Origin of the sequence: Salinibacillus kushneri (genome assembly GCF_900111405.1) — a bacterium.
GTDB lineage: Bacteria > Bacillota > Bacilli > Bacillales > Alkalibacillaceae > Salinibacillus > Salinibacillus kushneri.
Map to the genome: position 1 here is coordinate 74,275 of NZ_FOHJ01000008.1, position 19,230 is coordinate 93,504.

The window sequence follows — 19,230 nt, forward strand, 5'->3', positions numbered from 1 at the left end:
TTATAACTTCCTTTCACTTAAAACACTTGTTTTGCCCTTGCAAAAAAATTTTATCATAAGCGTCAATTACGTAAATAAGACAACCTTATTAACATAAAGGGGGAAAGAGATTGCTTCAGAATGTATATGTACAAAGAATACTGCGGCTCTTGCTTGTAATTGGGACAATCATAGGAGTTTGTTTCTTTTTTCTGTTTTTATCCAAATATACATATCCTTTCTTATTCGCTTTACTATTTGCATGTTTGATGAATCCGTTTGTGAATTATTTAGAAAACAAAATGAAAGTTCCTCGGCCACTAGCTGTATTTTTTGTGATTATTGTGATTTTAGGTATCATTGTTTCTATCATTACAGTCTTAGTTGTAGAGCTTATTAGTGGTTTTACATACTTGGCAAAGGAGGTTCCAAAATATTTTGACGAACTCATTACCTATTTCCAGCAATTCATAACAGCTCAAGTAATTCCAATTTATGAGCAGTTAAGTTCAATGCTGGATAATCTTGACGAATCCTATCGTGCCGAAATTATGCTACAAATTAGTAATATGGGGTCAAGTATTTCAAATACAGGCCAGCAGATCATTAGAAGCATTTTGACATGGATCCCTAATCAGATTGCCGGAATTCCTAATCTTGCAACCATATTAATCTTTTCACTATTAGGAACGTTTTTTATTAGTAAAGATTGGAATAAGTTAACGGATATGATTAAAAAAATAACACCAAATCGTGTGGCAGTTTCTACGCGGAATGTCACCAGTGGACTACAACAGGCTTTATTTGGGTTTATCCGGGCCCAATTTATTTTAATATCGATAACAGCTGTGATTGTCCTTACTGGTTTTTTAATCCTGGGAATTGATTATGCCATTACACTGGCCTTAATTATTGGAGCTGTTGATTTGTTTCCATATTTAGGAACAGGGCTTGTATTTGTTCCATGGATATTATATATGTTTTTTACAGGAAATTATTTTCTCACCATCGGAATATCCATTATTTATGGAATTGTGATTATACAGCGTCAGCTTATGGAACCAAAAGTCTTATCCTCTAACATCGGATTAGATCCATTGGCAACCCTTATTTCCTTATTTGTTGGATTTCAAATCCTGGGATTTCTAGGTCTAATATTAGGTCCTGTAACACTCGTAATCATTAATACACTCTATCAGACAGGGGTTTTTAAAGAAGTGTGGGAGTATGTTAAAGGCTAAAAAGGAGAGGTTGATGAGGTTTAGTGGAAAATAAGTCATACCCATACACCTGCATCACAAAGATTACCTCCACCTGCCAAATACAGTAATCGTACCTTTATTAATCATATTTCGAAAAATATCTTTCATCCATTTTTTGATCGGTTTTCGTGTTATTGGAAACAACAAAATAAATCCGATGATGTCAGTAATAAAACCTGGCGTAAAAAGTAAGATGGCTCCGATAAGAATGGCCAGGCCATCAAAAATCTCTTCTTTGGGAAATCGTCCATATTCCATATGATCTCTGGCTCGGCTTAAAGTTTCCAACCCTTGCTGTTTGGCAAGAAATGCACCTATAATCCCTGTAAGAATTATACCTAGTACAACAAACCATATACTAAATACATGACCAAGCCACATAAAGACACCAATTTCTAAAGCTGACATAATGACAATAAATAAGAAGACAAAACGGAACATAACTATCATCATCCTTTATTTAGAATAGAGGAGGAATGACTATTCCTCCTCTACAATACATTACAAGACACTCGCATGTCCCCGGTAGATATCCCCACGAGAAGCATCGATCGTGATTTCATCTCCAGTTTGAATTAATTTAGTAGCATCATTCACACCTACAATAACAGGAATTCCTAAGCTCAATCCAACAACTGCAGCATGTGAAGTCAATCCACCCTCTTCGGTGATAATACCTGCTGCTTTTTCCAGGGCAGGCATCATTTCTTTATCCGTACTGTTTGTAACTAAGACATCTCCCTCTTGAAGATTATTTTTGCCTTCAGCAGTACTATTGGTCACAAAGGCTCTTCCAAACGTGTTTTTCTTCCCTACACCTTGTCCTTTTGCCATAACATCTCCTACAATATGAATCTTCATCAGATTGGTTGTACCACTTTCACCAACAGGGACTCCAGCAGTAATAACAACCTTATCTCCCCGCTTAAAGAGACCTGTTTTCAAACCTCTGTCAATGGCACTGTCAAGCATTTCATCAGTGCTTGAAACCGAGTAGCCAGGAATGGCATGGACTCCCCATGAAAGAGCTAGCTGACGTTGAACCGTTTCATGAGCAGTAACGGCTATTATAGAAGCTTTTGGTCGATATTTTGAAATCATTCGAGCCGTATGTCCACTTTCGGTTGGTGTGATAATAGCACCTGCTTTAAGACTTTCAGCTGCAAAGGAAACAGATTGACTAATCACATCTGTAATGGTGACATCAACTTCTTTTGCACGCTTCTCTGAAATTTTTTCATGGTCCAGAGAATTTTCAACATGTACCGCGATATTGTACATAGTTTGTACAGCTTCCACTGGATAAAGGCCAGCTGCAGTTTCACCTGATAGCATAATTGCATCTGTACCATCAAAAATAGCATTAGCAACATCGCTTGCCTCCGCTCTGGTTGGACGAGGATTGCGTTGCATAGAGTCAAGCATTTGAGTAGCAGTAATAACAGGTTTTCCAGCCTTATTACATTGCCTAATCAGGTTCTTTTGCACTAATGGAACTTCCTCTGCAGGAATTTCAACACCTAAGTCTCCCCGGGCAACCATTAAACCATCACTTACTTCTAAAATAGACTCAATATTATCCACGCCTTCACGATTTTCAATTTTAGGGACAATATGAATATTTTCAGCCTTGTGTTCTTCCAAAAGCTCACGGATTTCCAGGACATCTGATGTTCTTCTAACAAAAGAAGCGGCAATGAAGTCAATTCCTTCTTCAATACCAAAAACAATATCCTTGGCATCCTTCTCTGTTATACCCGGAAGATTAACACTAACATTTGGCACATTTACACCTTTTTTGTTTTTGAGTACACCAGAGTTTAAAATTCTTGTGACAATTTCTCCCGCCTCTTTATTGATTTCCTCAACCTCAAGTTCAATTAAACCGTCATCAAGCAAAATTTTTGAACCGGGATGAACATCATCAATAAGACCTTCATAAGTTACAGAGAAACGATTTTCATCTCCCTCTACTTCATTCATTGAGACATTAACACGCTCACCCTGGTTTAGATATACTTCTTCTGTTTTCATATTACCTGTCCGAATTTCAGGGCCCTTTGTATCTAAAAGAATAGCTACAGTTTGATTTTTATTAGCCGCTGCTTTACGAATATTTTTAATACGATTTCGATGTTCTTCGTGATCACCGTGTGAAAAGTTCAAACGGGCAACATTCATTCCAGCATCAATTAGCTGTTCAAGCTGTTCTATTGATTCAGATGCAGGTCCTATCGTACAAACTATTTTCGTTTTTTTCATTCATATCCTCCTCTTTCATTGAAGCCAAATTACAAATAGATGTTTAAATCGAAAGTTCCTTAGATAACTGATACATAGATAGCTCAGGAACACGTTTTGCGTCTAATACTTCCAGAATATCGTGATCTACAACCTGGTTATTTTGAATGCCAACCATTCTTCCACCTTTGCCTTCAATTAAGAGATCAACTGCCTTAGCACCTAAACGACTTGCTAAAACCCGATCATTAGCTGTTGGAGATCCTCCTCTTTGCGTATGACCAAGTACAGTTACTCTTGTTTCCATATTCATAGCTTTTTTAATTTTTTCACTATATTCCACTGCACTTCCTACACCTTCAGCAACCAAAATGATACTATGGCGTTTTCCTCTTTCGTGTCCACGTTTTATACGCTCAACAATATCATCAAAGTCTTCAGTTTTCTCCGGAATGAGGACACTTTCTGCACCAGCAGAAACTCCTGCCCAAAGTGCCAAATCACCAGCATCTCTCCCCATTACTTCCACAACGTATGTACGCTCATGTGACGTAGCGGTGTCCCGAATCTTGTCCACCGCTTCAATAACAGTATTTAAGGCAGTGTCAAATCCTATAGTGAAGTCTGTTCCCGGAATATCATTATCTATTGTACCTGGAACTCCTATACATGGAAAACCTTTTTCAGTAAGTTTTTTTGCACCACGGAAGGAACCATCTCCACCGATAACGACAAGACCTTCTATACCTAATTTTTTCAACTGCTCTATGCCCTTTTGCTGTCCTTCGTCGGTTTTAAACTCTTCACTACGAGAAGAATATAACTTGGTTCCTCCTCGTTGGATGATATCGCCAACCGACCCCAGCTCTAATTTTTTTATACTGCCATCCATTAATCCTTGATAGCCATAATAAATGCCATAAACTTCTATATTATGATAAAGTGCCTTTCGCGTAACAGCGCGAATTGCAGCATTCATCCCTGGTGCGTCCCCCCCACTAGTTAATACACCAATTTTTTTCATGTTGATCACCTCTACTAAAGTTTAAGGAGTAAAGAATGTTATTCTAAAATTATTCCCAACGGATACTATAAACAATTTTTGCGTAAATTTGAAGGAAAAGCCTTTAAAAAACTTATTTTTGTCAAATATTTTATGTGTTTCTAAATTATTTCCATAGAATCTGGTAAAAAAAATAGCGAGGCTGGGACAAACGTTTTTATATCAAAGAAAAAATTCGAACGAAACCGAAATGATGGATTCTGCCTGAACCCACTCCAGAAATATACTTCGCTAAAATCGTTCATGCTTCTTCTTTGGATTGATCGTCTTTGTTATGTCCCAACCTCGTATTTCTTTTATTAAGAGGAAAATGTGTACGTTCCAATTCTTTTATATTTTTCCCAGCGTTTCTCTAATAATTCCTCCTGGGATAATTTTGATAAACTTTCTAAAGATTGATGGAGAACTTCGTCAATCTTTTCCGCTTGCTCCGATACATCCCGGTGTGCTCCACCTCTAATTTCAGGTATTATGTTATCTATTATATCAAGATCCTTTAAATCATAGGATGTAATTTTCATGGATTCGGCAGCTTTTTGGGCCAGATTGGAATCCTTCCACAATAACGCAGCTGCTCCTTCAGGTGAGATTACCGAATAAGTTGAATTCTCAAGCATATGTATACGATCACCAACACCTAATCCAAGAGCACCTCCACTTCCACCTTCACCAATCACAATACAAATTATAGGTACCGTTAATCCTGCCATCTCCATTAAATTCCGGGCGATTGCTTCACTTTGGCCCCGTTCTTCTGCTGCCTTACCAGGATATGCTCCTTTCGTATCGATAAAGCATATAATAGGCCGATTAAATTTATCTGCCTGTTTCATTAAGCGAAGTGCCTTACGGTAGCCTTCAGGATGAGGCATTCCAAAGTTTCTGCGAATATTTTCCTTGGTATCTTTTCCACGTTGATGACCAATAACGGTTACGGGCTTGCCTCTATACTTAGCAATACCGCCAACAATCGCTTCATCATCACCGTACACCCGATCTCCATGCATTTCTAAAAAATCGTCAAAGATTTCATGAATAAAATCTAATGTGGTAGGGCGGTTTGCATGGCGCGCCATTTGAACCCGGTCCCAAGGCTGCATATTACCATATACTTCAGATTCTAGTTTTTCCAGGCGATTTTCAAGCTGTTCAATCTCTTGACTTAAATCGACATCACTTTCATTTGTATATTTTTTTAACTCCGCAATTTTATTCTTCAGTTCCACTACAGGCTCTTCAAACGGGAGAACTTGCTCATTCATTCTGTGTCACCTCCTGACTGATGAATATCAAGAATTGTGGTTAATGTATTTTTAAGGTCATGGCGATGTATGACTTGATCTAATTGACCGTGTTTAAGTAAAAATTCAGCCGATTGAAAGTCATCTGGAAGCTTTTCCCGTATTGTTTGCTCAATAATACGTCTCCCCGCAAATCCAATCAGTGCACCAGGTTCAGCAAAATTATAGTCACCAAGTGATGCAAAGCTTGCTGAAACACCACCTGTAGTTGGATGAGTCATAATCGAAATCATCAATCCACCTGCGCGACTAAAACGTTCAAGAGCAACCGAGGTCTTCGTCATTTGCATCAAACTAAGTACCCCTTCTTGCATACGTGCACCACCAGATGCTGTGAATATGATGATAGGAATCCCTTCACCTTTGGCATACTCAACCGCCCTGGCAATTTTTTCACCCACAACTGAGCCCATGCTTCCCATACGAAATCTGGCGTCCATAACGGCTACAGCTGTTTCATATCCATTAATGGTTCCCTTCCCTGTTACAACAGCTTCATTAATTTGGGTTTTCAATCGATCCTTTTCCAGCTTTTCCTGATAACCAGGAAATTCCAGCGGATTCGTTGAAATCATATCTTTATCCCATTCTGCAAACGAATCCTGGTCAAACAGCATTTCTATACGTTCCCATGAGGACAATTGATGATGGTGTCCACAATTGGGGCAGACCTGTAATTGATTGTCCAACTCTTTACGATAGAATATTTGTTTACATTGCGGACATTTCTTCATTAACCCTTCAGGAATATCCTGTTTCGCTTCCTCTCTGGGTATAGTAGCATATCTCTTCTTCTTGCCAAAAAAATTCCCAAGCAAGCCAATACCTCCTTTGTAGTTAGAAAAGCGTAGGCGACTGTTTAGGTCCCACCGCATAAGCAACATTCACAGAGTGGCACAGGTTTCGCCACGGAGTGGATGTTGCTTATATCATCACGAACCTAAGACTCCATAGCACATGACATGTTAAAGTACTTTCATCATAAAGAAAACCAGATATAAATTTTGTAAAAGCTTGTCTATTTTCTCCATAAAATTTTATAAATGATATAATTGCCCTATAATATATTGGATTTTTTGATTATCTTTATCCTGTATACCCTCTATTAATTCTAAATAAGCTTCTTTATGATATTCCGCTATATCAACAGTTCTGGAAAATTCCTCTATTAATTGCCAAATCTTTAATAATAAATCATTGTCACACAATCGAAATAATGTTTTAAAAAAGTGAAAGTGTCGATTATTCCTTGAATGCTGTTCCGTAACAATTTCCTTTAATCTTGTAATGGAGGTTTGATCTATGTGCTCCATTGCAAGCTTGGCAGCATTTTGTTCCAGCAGCATTTTGACTTCAAATAATTCATTCTTTGTTCTTGTTTCATTTAAAATAAAAGTGGATAATAGCGAAACCGTATGGTAGGGACGATAGTTTTTTAAAAAGGTCCCTTCACCATGTTTTGTCTCAATTAATCCTAACAGTTCTATGGCTCTAAGTGCCTCACGAATAGAGGATCGACTTGCGTTTAACTCCTCAGATAAATCCCTTTCAGAAGGCAGGCGGTCACCAGGTGAAAGCCGGTGCTCTTCAATAAATAAGCGAATATGCTCTAACACTTCCTGATAGACTTTTGCCTTTTCTGCGTTTGTCACCTAGATTCCCCTCCAACTTCGTCAAAACCATCATTACATATTATTTAATTAAGGAAAGTTGTCTTGTTTTTTCCGCTACCTCATCAGGGTCTACTTCCATTCTGGCAACTCCAGATTCCATTCCAGCATTGGCTACACTCGCTGCGACTGCTGGAGCCACTCGTGAATCAAAAGGAGCCGGAATGACATAGTCCGGATTTAGCTCATTATCATCTATTAAGGAAGCAATCGCTTCTGCTGCAGCAATTTTCATTCGTTCATTTATTCGCGTTGCACGAATATCAAGAGCACCTCTAAAAATACCAGGGAATGCTAACACATTATTAACCTGATTTGGAAAGTCTGAACGCCCTGTCCCAATCACACGTGCTCCTGCTTCTTTTGCATCTTCAGGCATGATTTCTGGTTCAGGATTTGCCATCGCAAATATAATAGCATCATCTTTCATTGTTTTGACCATCTCTTTTGTTAATAGTCCTCCAACAGACACTCCTATGAAAACATCAGCATCTTGAATTACTTCTTCAAGAGATCCGTCAGCCTTATCTTTATTCGTAATCTTTGCAATTTCGTCTTTAACCTCATTCATACCATTGGTTCGCCCTTCATAGATAGCACCTCTGGAATCACACATGATAATATCACGAACTCCAAAATGATAGAGTAATTTAATAATTGCAATTCCAGCTGCACCAGCACCATTAGCCACAACTTTAATATTTGAAAAAGATTTATTCACAAGCTTCAGTGCATTGATTAAACCAGCAATGGTTACAATAGCTGTTCCATGTTGGTCATCATGAAAAATCGGAATGTTGGTTTCTTTCTTTAATCTTTCTTCAATAATAAAGCAATTCGGTGCCGCAATATCTTCAAGGTTTACTCCACCAAAAGTTGGTTCCATAGTCTTAACCGTTTGAACAATTTGATTAATATCGTGAGTATCTAAACAAATAGGAAAGGCATCTACACCAGCAAAACTTTTAAATAACGCTGCTTTCCCTTCCATAACGGGAAGAGAAGCTTCAGGCCCTATATTTCCTAATCCTAATACAGCAGAACCATCACTTACGACAGCCACCATATTTCCCTTCATTGTATATTCGTAGACATCTTCTTTTTTATCATAAATAGATTTACATGGCTCTGCTACCCATGGTGAATATGCTAAGCTAAGGTCCTGTTTGTTTTTGATTGGTACTTTTGAATATGTTGCAAGTTTACCTTGATTTGCTCGATGCATATGTAGTGCTTCTTCCTTAAAATTAGCCACCAAAATCGCTCCTTTTATAAAAAATAACCTATAAGTTCAAGAATGGTCTGACCACTGGATATTCACATTATAACAAATCGGAAATGGGTGTAAAGCATAAGAATTATCTATTTTACACCCCCCTCCCATCTTCACCTACCGTTTTAAGACGACAGATTGGTACCCGAAAAAATTTTTTAATTTTTTTAAGCAGCCATTTTCAGGACTGATACGGTATTCATTTGATAGAAGATAAGCTTCTTGTTTACGGCTGGAATAAACCAAAACAGGAATATCTCCTGGATATTCATTTGAAACCTGTTTTAAAAATTGCAGTTGTTTACGTTCATCCTTGTCTAATAATTGGATATACATACGTTTACTCGCTTTTTCTTCCTCTAAGCGATTCGGATTAAATTGTCTGACTTCATCGACCACCCACTGAAGCTGATGATTACGAACCTCTATTTTCCCTTTTATAAATATAAGGATTTCTTCCTCGAGCCATGGATTTATTTCCCGATACACATTTGGGAAAATAACACCTTCCATTTCATCCGTTTCATCTCCAAAGGTAGCAAATGCCATTTGATCTCCCCGTTTCGTACGAATCACCTTTAAAGACTGTACAGCCACAACGCCTTTGACCCGTTTACCGACCTGTGTATTCTTAAGTCTTTCAATAGGTAACATCCCATGTTGTCTTAATTGGTCACGATAGGAATCTAAGGGGTGACTGGTAACATACATACCCAGTACTTCCTTTTCTAAAGACAATTGCTTTAACATCGGGAAGTCTTCGGTTTCGGTATAGGCAGGCTCAATATGTAATTCATCTTCAAAGAAAGACGCCTGATTTGACATCCCGCCAAACAATTCTCCTTGTTCCATTGCCTGATCAATGGAAGCAAGTAAAGTCGATCGATTCTTCCCCGTCTCATCAAAGGCTCCAGCTAAAATAAGGGCCTCAATAACAGAACGGTTAACCATCCGCAACGGAACACGCTGACAAAAATCAAATAGAGAATGGAAGTTTGCGTTTTTACGCGCATCTAAAATAGCCTGAATAGCCTGTTTTCCAACACCTTTAATCACGGATAACGCCATTCGCATTCTATTTTTTCCTTCTACAGAAAAGCTTCCATAACTCCGATTAATAGAAGGGGGTAATATCTGAATCGAGAAATTTCTGGCTTCACGAATATACTGTTCCACCTTGTTCTGATCAAAAGATACGGAGCTCAGGATACTGGCAAAAAAGTATGACGGATAGTGAGACTTTAAATAAGCTAATCGATACGAAATCATACTATAAGCTACCGCATGACTGCGGTTAAAACCATAATTGGCAAAGGCAACAATCCACTGATAAATTTCCTCTGCAACTTTTTGCGCATATCCATTTTCTAAACATCCGGATATAAATCTTTCCCGTTCTGCATCTAATATTTCCTTTTTCTTCTTACTTACCGCTCTTCGCAATAAATCAGCTTCTCCCAGAGAATAACCGGCAACTTGGTGAGCTATTTGCATAATTTGTTCTTGATAAACAAGAACGCCATAGGTTTTTTCTAAAATCGGTTTTAAATCATCGTGCGGATAAATTACTTTTTCATTTCCATGTTTCCGGTTAATAAATGTGGATATAAAATCCATTGGACCAGGTCGATATAAAGCATTTACAGCTACCACATCTTCAAATTCAGTAGGTTTTAGTTCCTTTAAAACCTTTCGCATACCAGATGATTCAAGCTGAAAGATCCCTGAAGTCCGACCCGACTGTAATAATTTGTAGCTTTGTTCATCTTCTAAAGGTATCTCTTCAAGGGAAAAAGCCTTGTTTTCCCCTTTTCGTATACGATTAACAATTTGTTCCATAAGCGATAGATTTCTAAGACCTAAAAAGTCCATTTTTAATAAACCGATTAACTCTAAATCTCCCATTGGATACTGGGTTAGAGCTATTTTTCCATCTTCTTGGAGAAGAGGGACCATTTCCGTCAGATTTCGGTCACTTAGTACAACTCCAGCTGCATGAGTGGAATGATGGCGAGGCAAGCCCTCAAGCTTATGAGCAATTTTAAACAAGCGTTTTAGCTTGTCTGATTGCTTTACATAATCAGTCAGTTCCGGTTTATTATTTAATATTTTTGCCAGAGAAGCAGATTGCTGAGGGATATGCTTTAATAAAAAGTTTTCATCCTGTTCATCAATCCCCATTGTTTTTATTAATTCCCGTAATACCGACCTTGGTCCAAAGGTTCCAAAAGTAATAATTTGTGCAACACGATGACTGCCGTATTTTTCTTGAACATACTGAATCACTTCATCCCTTCGATGATCTGAGAAGTCAATATCAATATCCGGCATATTTCTTCGTTCTGGATTTAAAAACCTTTCAAACAGCAATCCGTATTGAATGGGGTCAACTTCTGTAATATCCAGCAGATAGGCAACAATGGACCCTGCAGCAGATCCCCGGCCAGGGCCTACCATAATCTCCTGAGAGCGGGCAAATTGAATAAAATCCCAAACAATCAAAAAGTAATCACTAAACTTCATATCCTCAATAGTACTTAATTCATGCTCCATTCTTTGCTGAACTTCTTTATCGTTCATATCGTATTTATCCGGCAACCGTTCAAAACATAGCCTGCGTAAATATCCTGCTGACGTTATGCCATCTGGAGTCGGATAGTTTGGCAGTAATGTTTGGCCTGAAGAAATGTGTACTTCACACTGATCAGAGATTCGTTTCATGTTCTTTAATGCTTCCGGCCAATCCTGATTAAAGGCTAGCATCATTTCATCGTATGACATCATATGTTTCCCTGGATCTGCTAGCTTATCAGACTGGGGAGTCCACTTTTTCCCTTCTTTCATAGCTTGTAAACAGTCAAAATCAATGTAATCGTCCTGATGTTCATAACGAATATCCTGCAAGGCTACAGCAGCAAAATTATTTTCATTACAAATACTCTTTAAGGTTTCGTTCATTCGTCTTTCATCTATTGTATGGTGTGGACGTACGCCGATGTAGAACGAGGAATGAGGCAAGGATTCTGAAAAGTCCTTTAGAATCGCTTTGAACTCATCATTCTGCTGGGCAAACAGCAAATGGTAGAGCGCCGGTTGATTTGAGGGTAAAACCATAATGAGATGGCTAGCAACGTTTTGATAGTCGAAAAGAGAAATGGACTTTGACTCCTGCTTTGACAAATCAGATGAAATCTTTATAAGGTGCTTATAGCCCTCCGTGTTTTTAGCGAGTAAAACCGCTTCATACAGCGTTCCATCTTTGTTTATATTGGTTTTCATACCTATGATAGGTTTAATTCCTTCTTTTAAACACGATTGATAGAACTGTACAGCTCCATGCAATACATGATTGTCGGTTAACGCAATAGCCGAAAAACCCTTATTGTTCGCATTTTTAACAATCTTTTCTATAGACAATAGACTTTCCATAAAGCTATATCCACTATGTACTTCGAGATGGATTATATCCATTATTCCGTCACACCTTTAATGTCTTCTCACATTCTCATTCTATTATATCGCAAACGTTGGGACCAATAAATCTAATCATACTACAAATGGTTCGTCCATAAAATGAGGTAAGAGAGCGTCTATTACCAATTATGGGGATGATGAAAAATGGAAGAACGATTTATACCAACGTTAGTCCAATGTTATTTTATCGCCTTTGGAGTATTAGCTGGAGGATCTTTGATTGGCAGTATCGGAGCTTATTTAGTTGGAGAACCTCCTTTAACCATTATGGCAAGACTGGCTAAAAGCTTGAGAATCTGGGCAATTGTGGCTGCTATTGGGGGAACCTTTGCAACCATTGAAACTTTAGAGAAAGGATTACTACAGGGATCAACCATTGATATTGTAAGACAAATTGCCTATATTATTTCAGCCATGGCAGGTGTCCAGTCAGCTATCACTTGTATTGAATGGTTTATTCAGGAGGAAATCACATAATGCATATACCTCCATATTATAAACGAAGGGGCTTTCAGTATTTTTTTGTAGGGATTATTACAGGTGCTGTTATTGCTTATCTATTATTCCTTTATTTTTTTGGTAAATATACCGAAATGCGTATAGAGGAAAATATACAGCTGCGTGACCAAATTGCAGAATTAGAACAGGATTTGGAGAACATTACGAAAGATAAGGAAGATTTATCCAGGCAAAATGAGGAAAATTTAACGATTCAGGAAATACAAATTGAGTTAGAGAATGCTGAACAGTTAAAGCTTGATCGCTTTATCCAGCATGATTTAAAAGAAAAAATAAAGGATGAAATTAGTTCGTTAAAAGGCAGGAATATTGAAACGATGCAGGAAAACCTTTCATTCATAGAGTCAACCATTGAAAACAAAACCTATCATGTGTCTGACTTTAGCTATGACGCTGCCATTACCCGATTAATCATTTCCAAAACCTTTTACGTAAAGGTGAAATTAAGTATGTCAAGTTCGTAATACTCTTTCTGCTTAGTCATTATTGTTAAAAAAATGACGTTTTCCTGAAAAAATTTGTCATTTCATTCATTTTTTACTCATTTTGGGGAATATAATAATAAGAAAAAAATTTTTGAAGAAAGGGTGAGTAAAATATGCTCGTTTTAAGCAGAAAAAAACTTGTGGAAGAAAAAACCAACCAATTATTAAGCGGTTATTCCGCTTATTCTGATAATGATGAACTCATCCGACTGCTTAAACGTAATATCACAAGACATAATTTAGACGTTTTTTGCGATAAAACAGATATTGGCTGCTGGTTTATCCCTAAAAATTAAGGAGGCTATATGTTACCTGAGGAGGCCATTTTACCAATGGCACTCCTTATATGGATTGATTATTCATTTCAAATTAATTTTTATCCTCTAGATGATATTGCTTACATACCGCTTCTAAATCTTGAATCACATTCGCTGTTTCTTCCCATGAATCTACAGATGCACCAGAGGCCAAAGGGTGCCCACCCCCATTATATTTAGCTGCCACATTATTGATGACAGGTCCTCTTGATCGTAATCGCACTCGAATTTCTTCCGGTTCTTCAATAAAGAATACCCAGGCAATAATTCCTTCAATATCGCCTAAAATCCCTACTAACTGGGAAGTTTCAGCAACCGTAAGACCAAATTCCTCAAGAATATCAGCAGTAATTTTAATGGTACTAAGACCGCTTTCAGACACCGTAAAATTTTGCAATATATATCCTTTTAAACGAGCAATATTATGCTTAGTATTATATAAGTCATCATAAAGTTTCGTACGATCAAATGGGTACTGTACGAGCTCAGAAACGATTTGAAACGTTTTTGGTGTAGAACTTGGGAATAAAAAGCGTCCTGTATCTCCTACTATACCTGCATATATTAACCGAGCTGATTCTGCGTTCAGCTTAAATCCTTCCTCTTTCCCTTCTAAAAACAATTCATATATCATTTCACTTGTGGAGGATGCATCTGTATCCACCCATTCAATATCCCCATAGGAGTCAACGACAGGGTGATGATCAATCTTAATTAATTGATCCCCCTTCGCATAACGCTGGTCACAGATACGTTCCTGATTAGCTGTATCACATACGATAACTAGAGAATTTTCATATTTATCATCCTCGATTTCATCAAGCTCAGCTAAAAAACGTAAGGAAGGATCCTCTTTACCTGTGATATAAACGGCTTTTTGAGGAAAGCTTTCCTTTATAAGTTCAGAAAGACCTGCTTGTGATCCATAAGCATCAGGGTCAGGTCTTACATGACGATGAATAATAATTCGATCATATTGTTTGATTGCGGAAATGATTTCTCTTTTGGTCAATGGAATGATTCCTCACTTTTAACGATTTTCTTATATTTACCATATCATACTACAAGATAGTAGCAAAATCTATCTCTAACCTTTACAATAAAGAGTATAACAAATATTTTATTGTTATGACCTTAATCATTATACATAACTATAGGAGCGTCGAACTATGATATTTTTTCCCATTGTAATTGTTCTGTCATTAGTGTTGTATATCTTTTTCAAAGTAAGAATTTTAAGTGTAAAAGATGAACTCACCATGCGCTATACAAATGCAAAAGCACGTATATGCCTGGGAATACTCCTCTTCTTCTTCGGGATTAACCAATATTTATTTTATGAAACAAGACTCTCATTATTTATAGGAATCATATTCGTATTCTTTGGCTTCATCCAAGCCCAATACGGATTTAAACTATTCAAATACTTTCGTAAAGAAATTCTAAGAAAAGCGGAGGCGACTGGTTAGGTCCGACAGCATAAGCAGAATACACGAAGTGGCACGCTTTTTTGCCACGTAGGGGATTATGCTTATGTCTGCTCCGGACCTAGGAGCCGCAGCTGGACAAAGAAAAGCGGAGGCGACTGGTTAGGTCCCTTAATGATAAAAGCAATCTCTTTTATATTAAGAGATTGCTTTTTTATTAGCGGTCAATAAATTGGGCCATTAGAAGTGCTTTTCCCATCAGAACTTCATCAGAATAAATTTCAATATCAATTTTCGTAAATTTCCGTCCGATTTCTAATGGATGAGGTTTAATTTCTAACATACTTCCAAGCTGTACTGGTTTCATATAATAAATGGACAAATTTTCTACGACTAAATCTCCTTTTTTATACTGCCTTAGCATACGTGAAGAAGCCTCTGTTAAAAAGGAGGTAAAGACACCATACGATAGAGTACCTAAATGGTTTGTCATTTGTGGTGTTACTTCTGAAAAGTAGGTCGTGTTCGTTCCGTCCTCTAGTAACTCCATTTGATTGGAAACCAGATCGTCTATTGTTTCACCTACCTGGGGCTGTCTTTGAAGCTGCTGGAGGCCTTTAATAACATCCTGACGGGTGATGATACCTTGAAAATGCCCCTGAAGATCAACAACTGGAATTAACTCTATTCCTTCCCATACCATGGAATGAGCGGTATTGGCCAATGAAGTTTTCGTTTGAACGGTCATAGGATTTTTTGTCATGACTTTATGTATAGGTGAATTCTGATCTTTCCCGATAACATCCTTTGAGGTAACCATTCCTACAACACGTTGATCATCATCAATAACAGGGTAACGGCTATGACCGGTCCTTTCATTTAACTCGTACCATTTTTCTACAATGTCAGTTGACTTGAGGTACTGAGATTGTTCGAGCGTAGTGAAGATATCATCTACAATTATGATTTCTTTTTTTATCAACTGGTCGTATATAGCACGGTTAATCATAGTAGCAACAGTAAATGTATCATAGGTAGTTGAAATAATTGGAAGGTCTTTTTCATCCGCAAGTTCTTTAACATGATCCTCGGTATCAAAACCTCCTGTAATTAAAACGGCCGCACCAGCTTTTAATGCTAGTTCCTGTGCATTGATACGATTTCCCACAATCAAAAGTGAATCCGCCTCTGTATACCTCATCATCGCTTCTAATTTCATCGCACCAATGACAAACTTATTCAAGGTTTTATAAAGGCCCTCTCGTCCCCCTAAAACTTGTCCATCAACAATATTAATAATTTCAGCGAACGTTAATTGTTCAATGTTATCTTTCTTTTTTGTTTCAATTCGTATGGTTCCAACACGTTCAATGGTACTTACATAGCCAATGTTTTCTGCTTCTTTAATCGCACGATAGGCCGTACCTTCACTTACATTCAATTCCTTAGCAATTCTTCTTACAGATATTTTACTGCCAATGGATAATGATTCGATATACTCTAATATTTGCTCGTGTTTAGTCGCCATGTGGGGTTCACCAAACTTTCGATATCAATTTACATGTCTAGTAATATTATACCTGTGAAAGTTGTCACCTTCAATTTTGTTTTACAAAAATTCTTTTATTTTCACTATGTTCTACGGATTTTCCTGATTTAATATCTAATAGAACCCCCAAGTTAGCACCTGCGACAAGCACAAAAAATACAATCCAGGCTGCCCAAAATAATGAACTGGCCGACGTAGTCATCTCTCGTATTGAAGGCAATGCTAAATATAAAAAATAGCAGGCAATAAGCAATTTTAATAAGGCATTTCGCTTCATCACATCCATCACTCCCTCATATCGTTTTTATCATTATATGTACAAGTACTTATGTAAATGTATAGGAAGGTTGGCCTATGGTTGCACAAAAAATCCCCTTGCCAAAGCAAGGGAAAAATCCTTCAATCTTGTCTTTTAGAGTTCTAATGAATCTCCTGCATGCATTACCTTTCCGGTACCTTGCTTCAATTTTTCTACAAAAGCGTTTGGATCTTGTTGAATTACAGGAAAAGTATTGTAATGGACAGGGACTACTTGTTTGGCCTGAACCCACTCGGATGCAATAGCTGCATCATCAGGTCCCATTGTAAAATTATCTCCAATTGGCAAAAAGGCTAAATCGATGTTATTTTGTTCACCAATCAATTTCAAATCAGAAAATAAGCCCGTATCCCCGGCATGATAGATGGTTTTTCCTTCTGCAAATAATAAGATCCCGGCAGGCATTCCGGTGTAATGGACTGTACCATTTTCATCTGTATAACTCGAGCTATGGAAAGCTTTAGTTAATTTAATAGTGCCAAAATCAAATGATTGACTGCCTCCTAAATTAATAGGATGTGTGTTTAAACCCTGTGAGCTTAAGTAGTCGGCCAGTTCAACCGGAGCTACCACTAAAGCATTATTACGTTTTGCAATGGAAACTGTATCCCCTACATGATCATTATGCCCGTGTGTCAATAAGATTACATCAGTGTTCACGCTATCTGCGTTTAAATCACATTGTTCATTTCCTGAGATGAATGGATCAATTAGAATCGTCTGACTCCCAATTTCCAGTTTTACTACTGAATGTCCATGATAAGAAATTTTCATTTTACCATTCCTCCTCTTTAATTATATAAACCTATACCCTATTAATAGTTTATCCATGCCTCCTCATATTTTTCAAGTAGATGAGGGTTTATTAGGGTATTGGGTTCAATAGGAATTACGTGTCCATTTTCGACAATTTCACTATCCTCATCCTTGCCAAATTCGGTAAGACTTAAAAGCATGTCCGTTGTCAAAAAGCGAGTTTCTGCTTTTACTTCCAATTGATTTACATCAATATTTTCACAGCTTGCCATCACAAATCCCCAATTTCCAAAGCTCGGCACATCAACATGAAAGTTTTCTACATTAAGCCCTGTATCTGAAATAGTTTCAGAAATCGTCCAATAAACTTGTGGAGCGAAAACCGGACTTGTTGATTGTACCATCATAGCGCCATCAGGCTTTAAATGGTTCCGTACAAGAGAGTAAAATTCCTTTGTATATAATTTGTTTAAGCTTTCATTGTTGGGATCAGGTAAATCTACCAGAATGACATCATAAAACTGGTTTGAACCTTCAAGGTATTCAAACGCGTCCTGGTGTTTGATATTCACCTTTTCATCCTGTAAAGCACCTTCATTTAACTTCACTAAGTGATAGCTTTTGCTGGCTAATTCTACTACGGCAGGATCCAAATCTACCAGCGTGATTTCACCTGTATCTTCATACTTTAATAGCTCTCTTATTGCTAAGCCGTCTCCACCGCCTAAAACCAGAATGCGATCGTGACTTTCTACTTGAGACATAACAGGGTGAACAAGAACTTCATGATAACGATATTCATCTGTTGAACTAAACTGTAAGCCGCCATCTAAATATAATCGGGTATCGCCCTTTTCCTTCGTTAATACAATCTTTTGGTATTGGGTATCTTCCATATAAATAATAGGATCTTTATACATTTGTTGTTCAAACGAAAAGGCTATCTTTTCACCCAAAAACAATCCAGCTACAAGAAATATACCGATTATAACCCCGACTAATCCATGTTTCTTCCAGTCCTGTATTTCATCCCTAAACAGCCAGAGAATATATAAAGCTACACTTAAGTTGATACAGCCCACAAAAAAGGCGCTTTTGACCATCCCTAACTCAGGACGCAGCAAAAAAACAAATAAGAGCCCGCCGATAAGCCCACCTGCATAATCGGAAAATAATACTCGTGCCGTACTCTTATTTAATGTAACCCCTAAATTATTTGCCTTTCGAATTAAGACAGGCAGTTCAACTCCTGTTAATCCCCCTACAATAAGGGTTATCATATACAAATAAAGAGACTCCGTACCAGCTGGCAAAAAGGCTGTAACACCAAACATGGTAAAACTGGAAAAACCTCCAAAGATGGCGACCATAAATTCAATCCATACAAAGGAGATAATTAAATTTGTCGTTACTTTTTCACTCAAACTTGCTCCAATTCCCATACCCGTTAAAAACAACGAAATCGTAAGGGTGTATTGCTTTACACCGTCGCCTAATATATAAGAACCTAAGGCACCAAATATGACTTCGAAAATAATACCGCAAATCGAAACAATACCTGATGCCCAATAGATCATTTTACTTTTCTGTTCTGC

General features: G+C 37.6%; 18 protein-coding genes. 5 read left to right on the forward strand and 13 right to left on the reverse strand.

Going from position 1 to position 19,230, the window contains the following annotated elements; genetic code table 11:
* Positions 1 to 110 precede the first annotated feature (110 nt).
* Entirely contained in the window at positions 111 to 1,220 is a 1,110-nt protein-coding gene (ytvI, locus tag BMX63_RS12315) for a sporulation integral membrane protein YtvI (RefSeq protein ID WP_093136104.1), read from the forward strand.
* Positions 1,221 to 1,283: 63 nt separating this feature from the next.
* On the opposite strand, the gene BMX63_RS12320 is transcribed toward ytvI, so the two are convergent.
* The 8 genes from BMX63_RS12320 to dnaE form a co-directional block, all read right to left on the reverse strand.
* Entirely contained in the window at positions 1,284 to 1,682 is a 399-nt protein-coding gene (locus BMX63_RS12320; RefSeq protein ID WP_093136277.1) for an FxsA family protein, read from the reverse strand.
* Between the two features lie 60 nt (positions 1,683 to 1,742).
* Positions 1,743 to 3,503: a pyruvate kinase gene (gene pyk / locus BMX63_RS12325; RefSeq protein ID WP_093136107.1), complete on the reverse strand. Its 1,761-nt coding sequence runs from the start codon at positions 3,501 to 3,503 to the stop codon at positions 1,743 to 1,745.
* Between the two features lie 43 nt (positions 3,504 to 3,546).
* Complete coding sequence (gene pfkA, locus BMX63_RS12330) at positions 3,547 to 4,506, reverse strand: 6-phosphofructokinase (protein WP_093136109.1); 960 nt, start codon at positions 4,504 to 4,506, stop codon at positions 3,547 to 3,549.
* 338 nt (positions 4,507 to 4,844) lie between these two features.
* On the reverse strand, positions 4,845 to 5,807 hold the full coding sequence (gene accA, locus BMX63_RS12335; protein WP_093136112.1) for an acetyl-CoA carboxylase carboxyl transferase subunit alpha: 963 nt from the start codon (positions 5,805 to 5,807) through the stop codon (positions 4,845 to 4,847).
* A complete protein-coding gene (gene accD / locus BMX63_RS12340; RefSeq protein ID WP_093136114.1) occupies positions 5,804 to 6,664 on the reverse strand; it encodes an acetyl-CoA carboxylase, carboxyltransferase subunit beta in 861 nt (286 codons plus the stop codon). The genes accA and accD overlap by 4 nt, the downstream gene beginning before the upstream one ends.
* 219 nt (positions 6,665 to 6,883) lie before the next feature.
* The gene (locus tag BMX63_RS12345) at positions 6,884 to 7,498 is read right to left on the reverse strand and encodes a FadR/GntR family transcriptional regulator (protein WP_093136117.1); all 615 of its coding nucleotides are present in this window, start codon (positions 7,496 to 7,498) and stop codon (positions 6,884 to 6,886) included.
* 40 nt (positions 7,499 to 7,538) lie between these two features.
* Positions 7,539 to 8,741, reverse strand: a complete 1,203-nt coding sequence (gene ystJ, locus BMX63_RS12350; protein ID WP_177167305.1) for an NADP-dependent malic enzyme — start codon at positions 8,739 to 8,741, stop codon at positions 7,539 to 7,541.
* A 165-nt stretch (positions 8,742 to 8,906) separates the two neighbouring features.
* A complete protein-coding gene (dnaE, locus tag BMX63_RS12355; RefSeq protein ID WP_093136122.1) occupies positions 8,907 to 12,260 on the reverse strand; it encodes a DNA polymerase III subunit alpha in 3,354 nt (1,117 codons plus the stop codon).
* Between the two features lie 147 nt (positions 12,261 to 12,407).
* Here dnaE and ytrH point away from each other — a divergent pair, with 147 nt between their 5' ends.
* From ytrH to BMX63_RS12370, 3 genes are all read left to right on the forward strand, one after another.
* Positions 12,408 to 12,740 carry a sporulation membrane protein YtrH gene (ytrH, locus tag BMX63_RS12360; RefSeq protein ID WP_093136125.1) on the forward strand — a complete coding sequence of 111 codons (333 nt, stop codon included), beginning with the start codon at positions 12,408 to 12,410 and terminating at the stop codon, positions 12,738 to 12,740.
* Positions 12,740 to 13,246 carry a sporulation membrane protein YtrI gene (gene ytrI / locus BMX63_RS12365; protein ID WP_093136128.1) on the forward strand — a complete coding sequence of 169 codons (507 nt, stop codon included), beginning with the start codon at positions 12,740 to 12,742 and terminating at the stop codon, positions 13,244 to 13,246. Before ytrH ends, ytrI begins: the two co-directional genes overlap by 1 nt.
* Positions 13,247 to 13,380: 134 nt before the next feature.
* Positions 13,381 to 13,563, forward strand: a complete 183-nt coding sequence (locus BMX63_RS12370) for a YtzJ family protein (protein WP_093136131.1) — start codon at positions 13,381 to 13,383, stop codon at positions 13,561 to 13,563.
* Positions 13,564 to 13,636: 73 nt separating this feature from the next.
* On the opposite strand, the gene BMX63_RS12375 is transcribed toward BMX63_RS12370, so the two are convergent.
* Entirely contained in the window at positions 13,637 to 14,596 is a 960-nt protein-coding gene (locus BMX63_RS12375; protein ID WP_093136134.1) for a DHH family phosphoesterase, read from the reverse strand.
* A gap of 157 nt (positions 14,597 to 14,753) precedes the next feature.
* Between BMX63_RS12375 and BMX63_RS12380 the strand changes: the two genes are divergently transcribed.
* On the forward strand, positions 14,754 to 15,053 hold the full coding sequence (locus BMX63_RS12380; RefSeq protein ID WP_093136136.1) for a YtpI family protein: 300 nt from the start codon (positions 14,754 to 14,756) through the stop codon (positions 15,051 to 15,053).
* A gap of 175 nt (positions 15,054 to 15,228) precedes the next feature.
* Here BMX63_RS12380 and BMX63_RS12385 read toward each other — a convergent pair whose 3' ends face one another.
* From BMX63_RS12385 to BMX63_RS12400, 4 genes are all read right to left on the reverse strand, one after another.
* Complete coding sequence (locus BMX63_RS12385) at positions 15,229 to 16,539, reverse strand: DRTGG domain-containing protein (RefSeq protein WP_093136139.1); 1,311 nt, start codon at positions 16,537 to 16,539, stop codon at positions 15,229 to 15,231.
* A gap of 70 nt (positions 16,540 to 16,609) precedes the next feature.
* Positions 16,610 to 16,840, reverse strand: a complete 231-nt coding sequence (locus BMX63_RS12390; protein ID WP_425441487.1) for a hypothetical protein — start codon at positions 16,838 to 16,840, stop codon at positions 16,610 to 16,612.
* 132 nt (positions 16,841 to 16,972) lie between these two features.
* Positions 16,973 to 17,653: a metal-dependent hydrolase gene (locus BMX63_RS12395; RefSeq protein WP_093136142.1), complete on the reverse strand. Its 681-nt coding sequence runs from the start codon at positions 17,651 to 17,653 to the stop codon at positions 16,973 to 16,975.
* A 41-nt stretch (positions 17,654 to 17,694) separates the two neighbouring features.
* On the reverse strand, positions 17,695 to 19,212 hold the full coding sequence (locus BMX63_RS12400) for a polyamine aminopropyltransferase (protein WP_093136282.1): 1,518 nt from the start codon (positions 19,210 to 19,212) through the stop codon (positions 17,695 to 17,697).
* Positions 19,213 to 19,230: the final 18 nt, after the last annotated feature.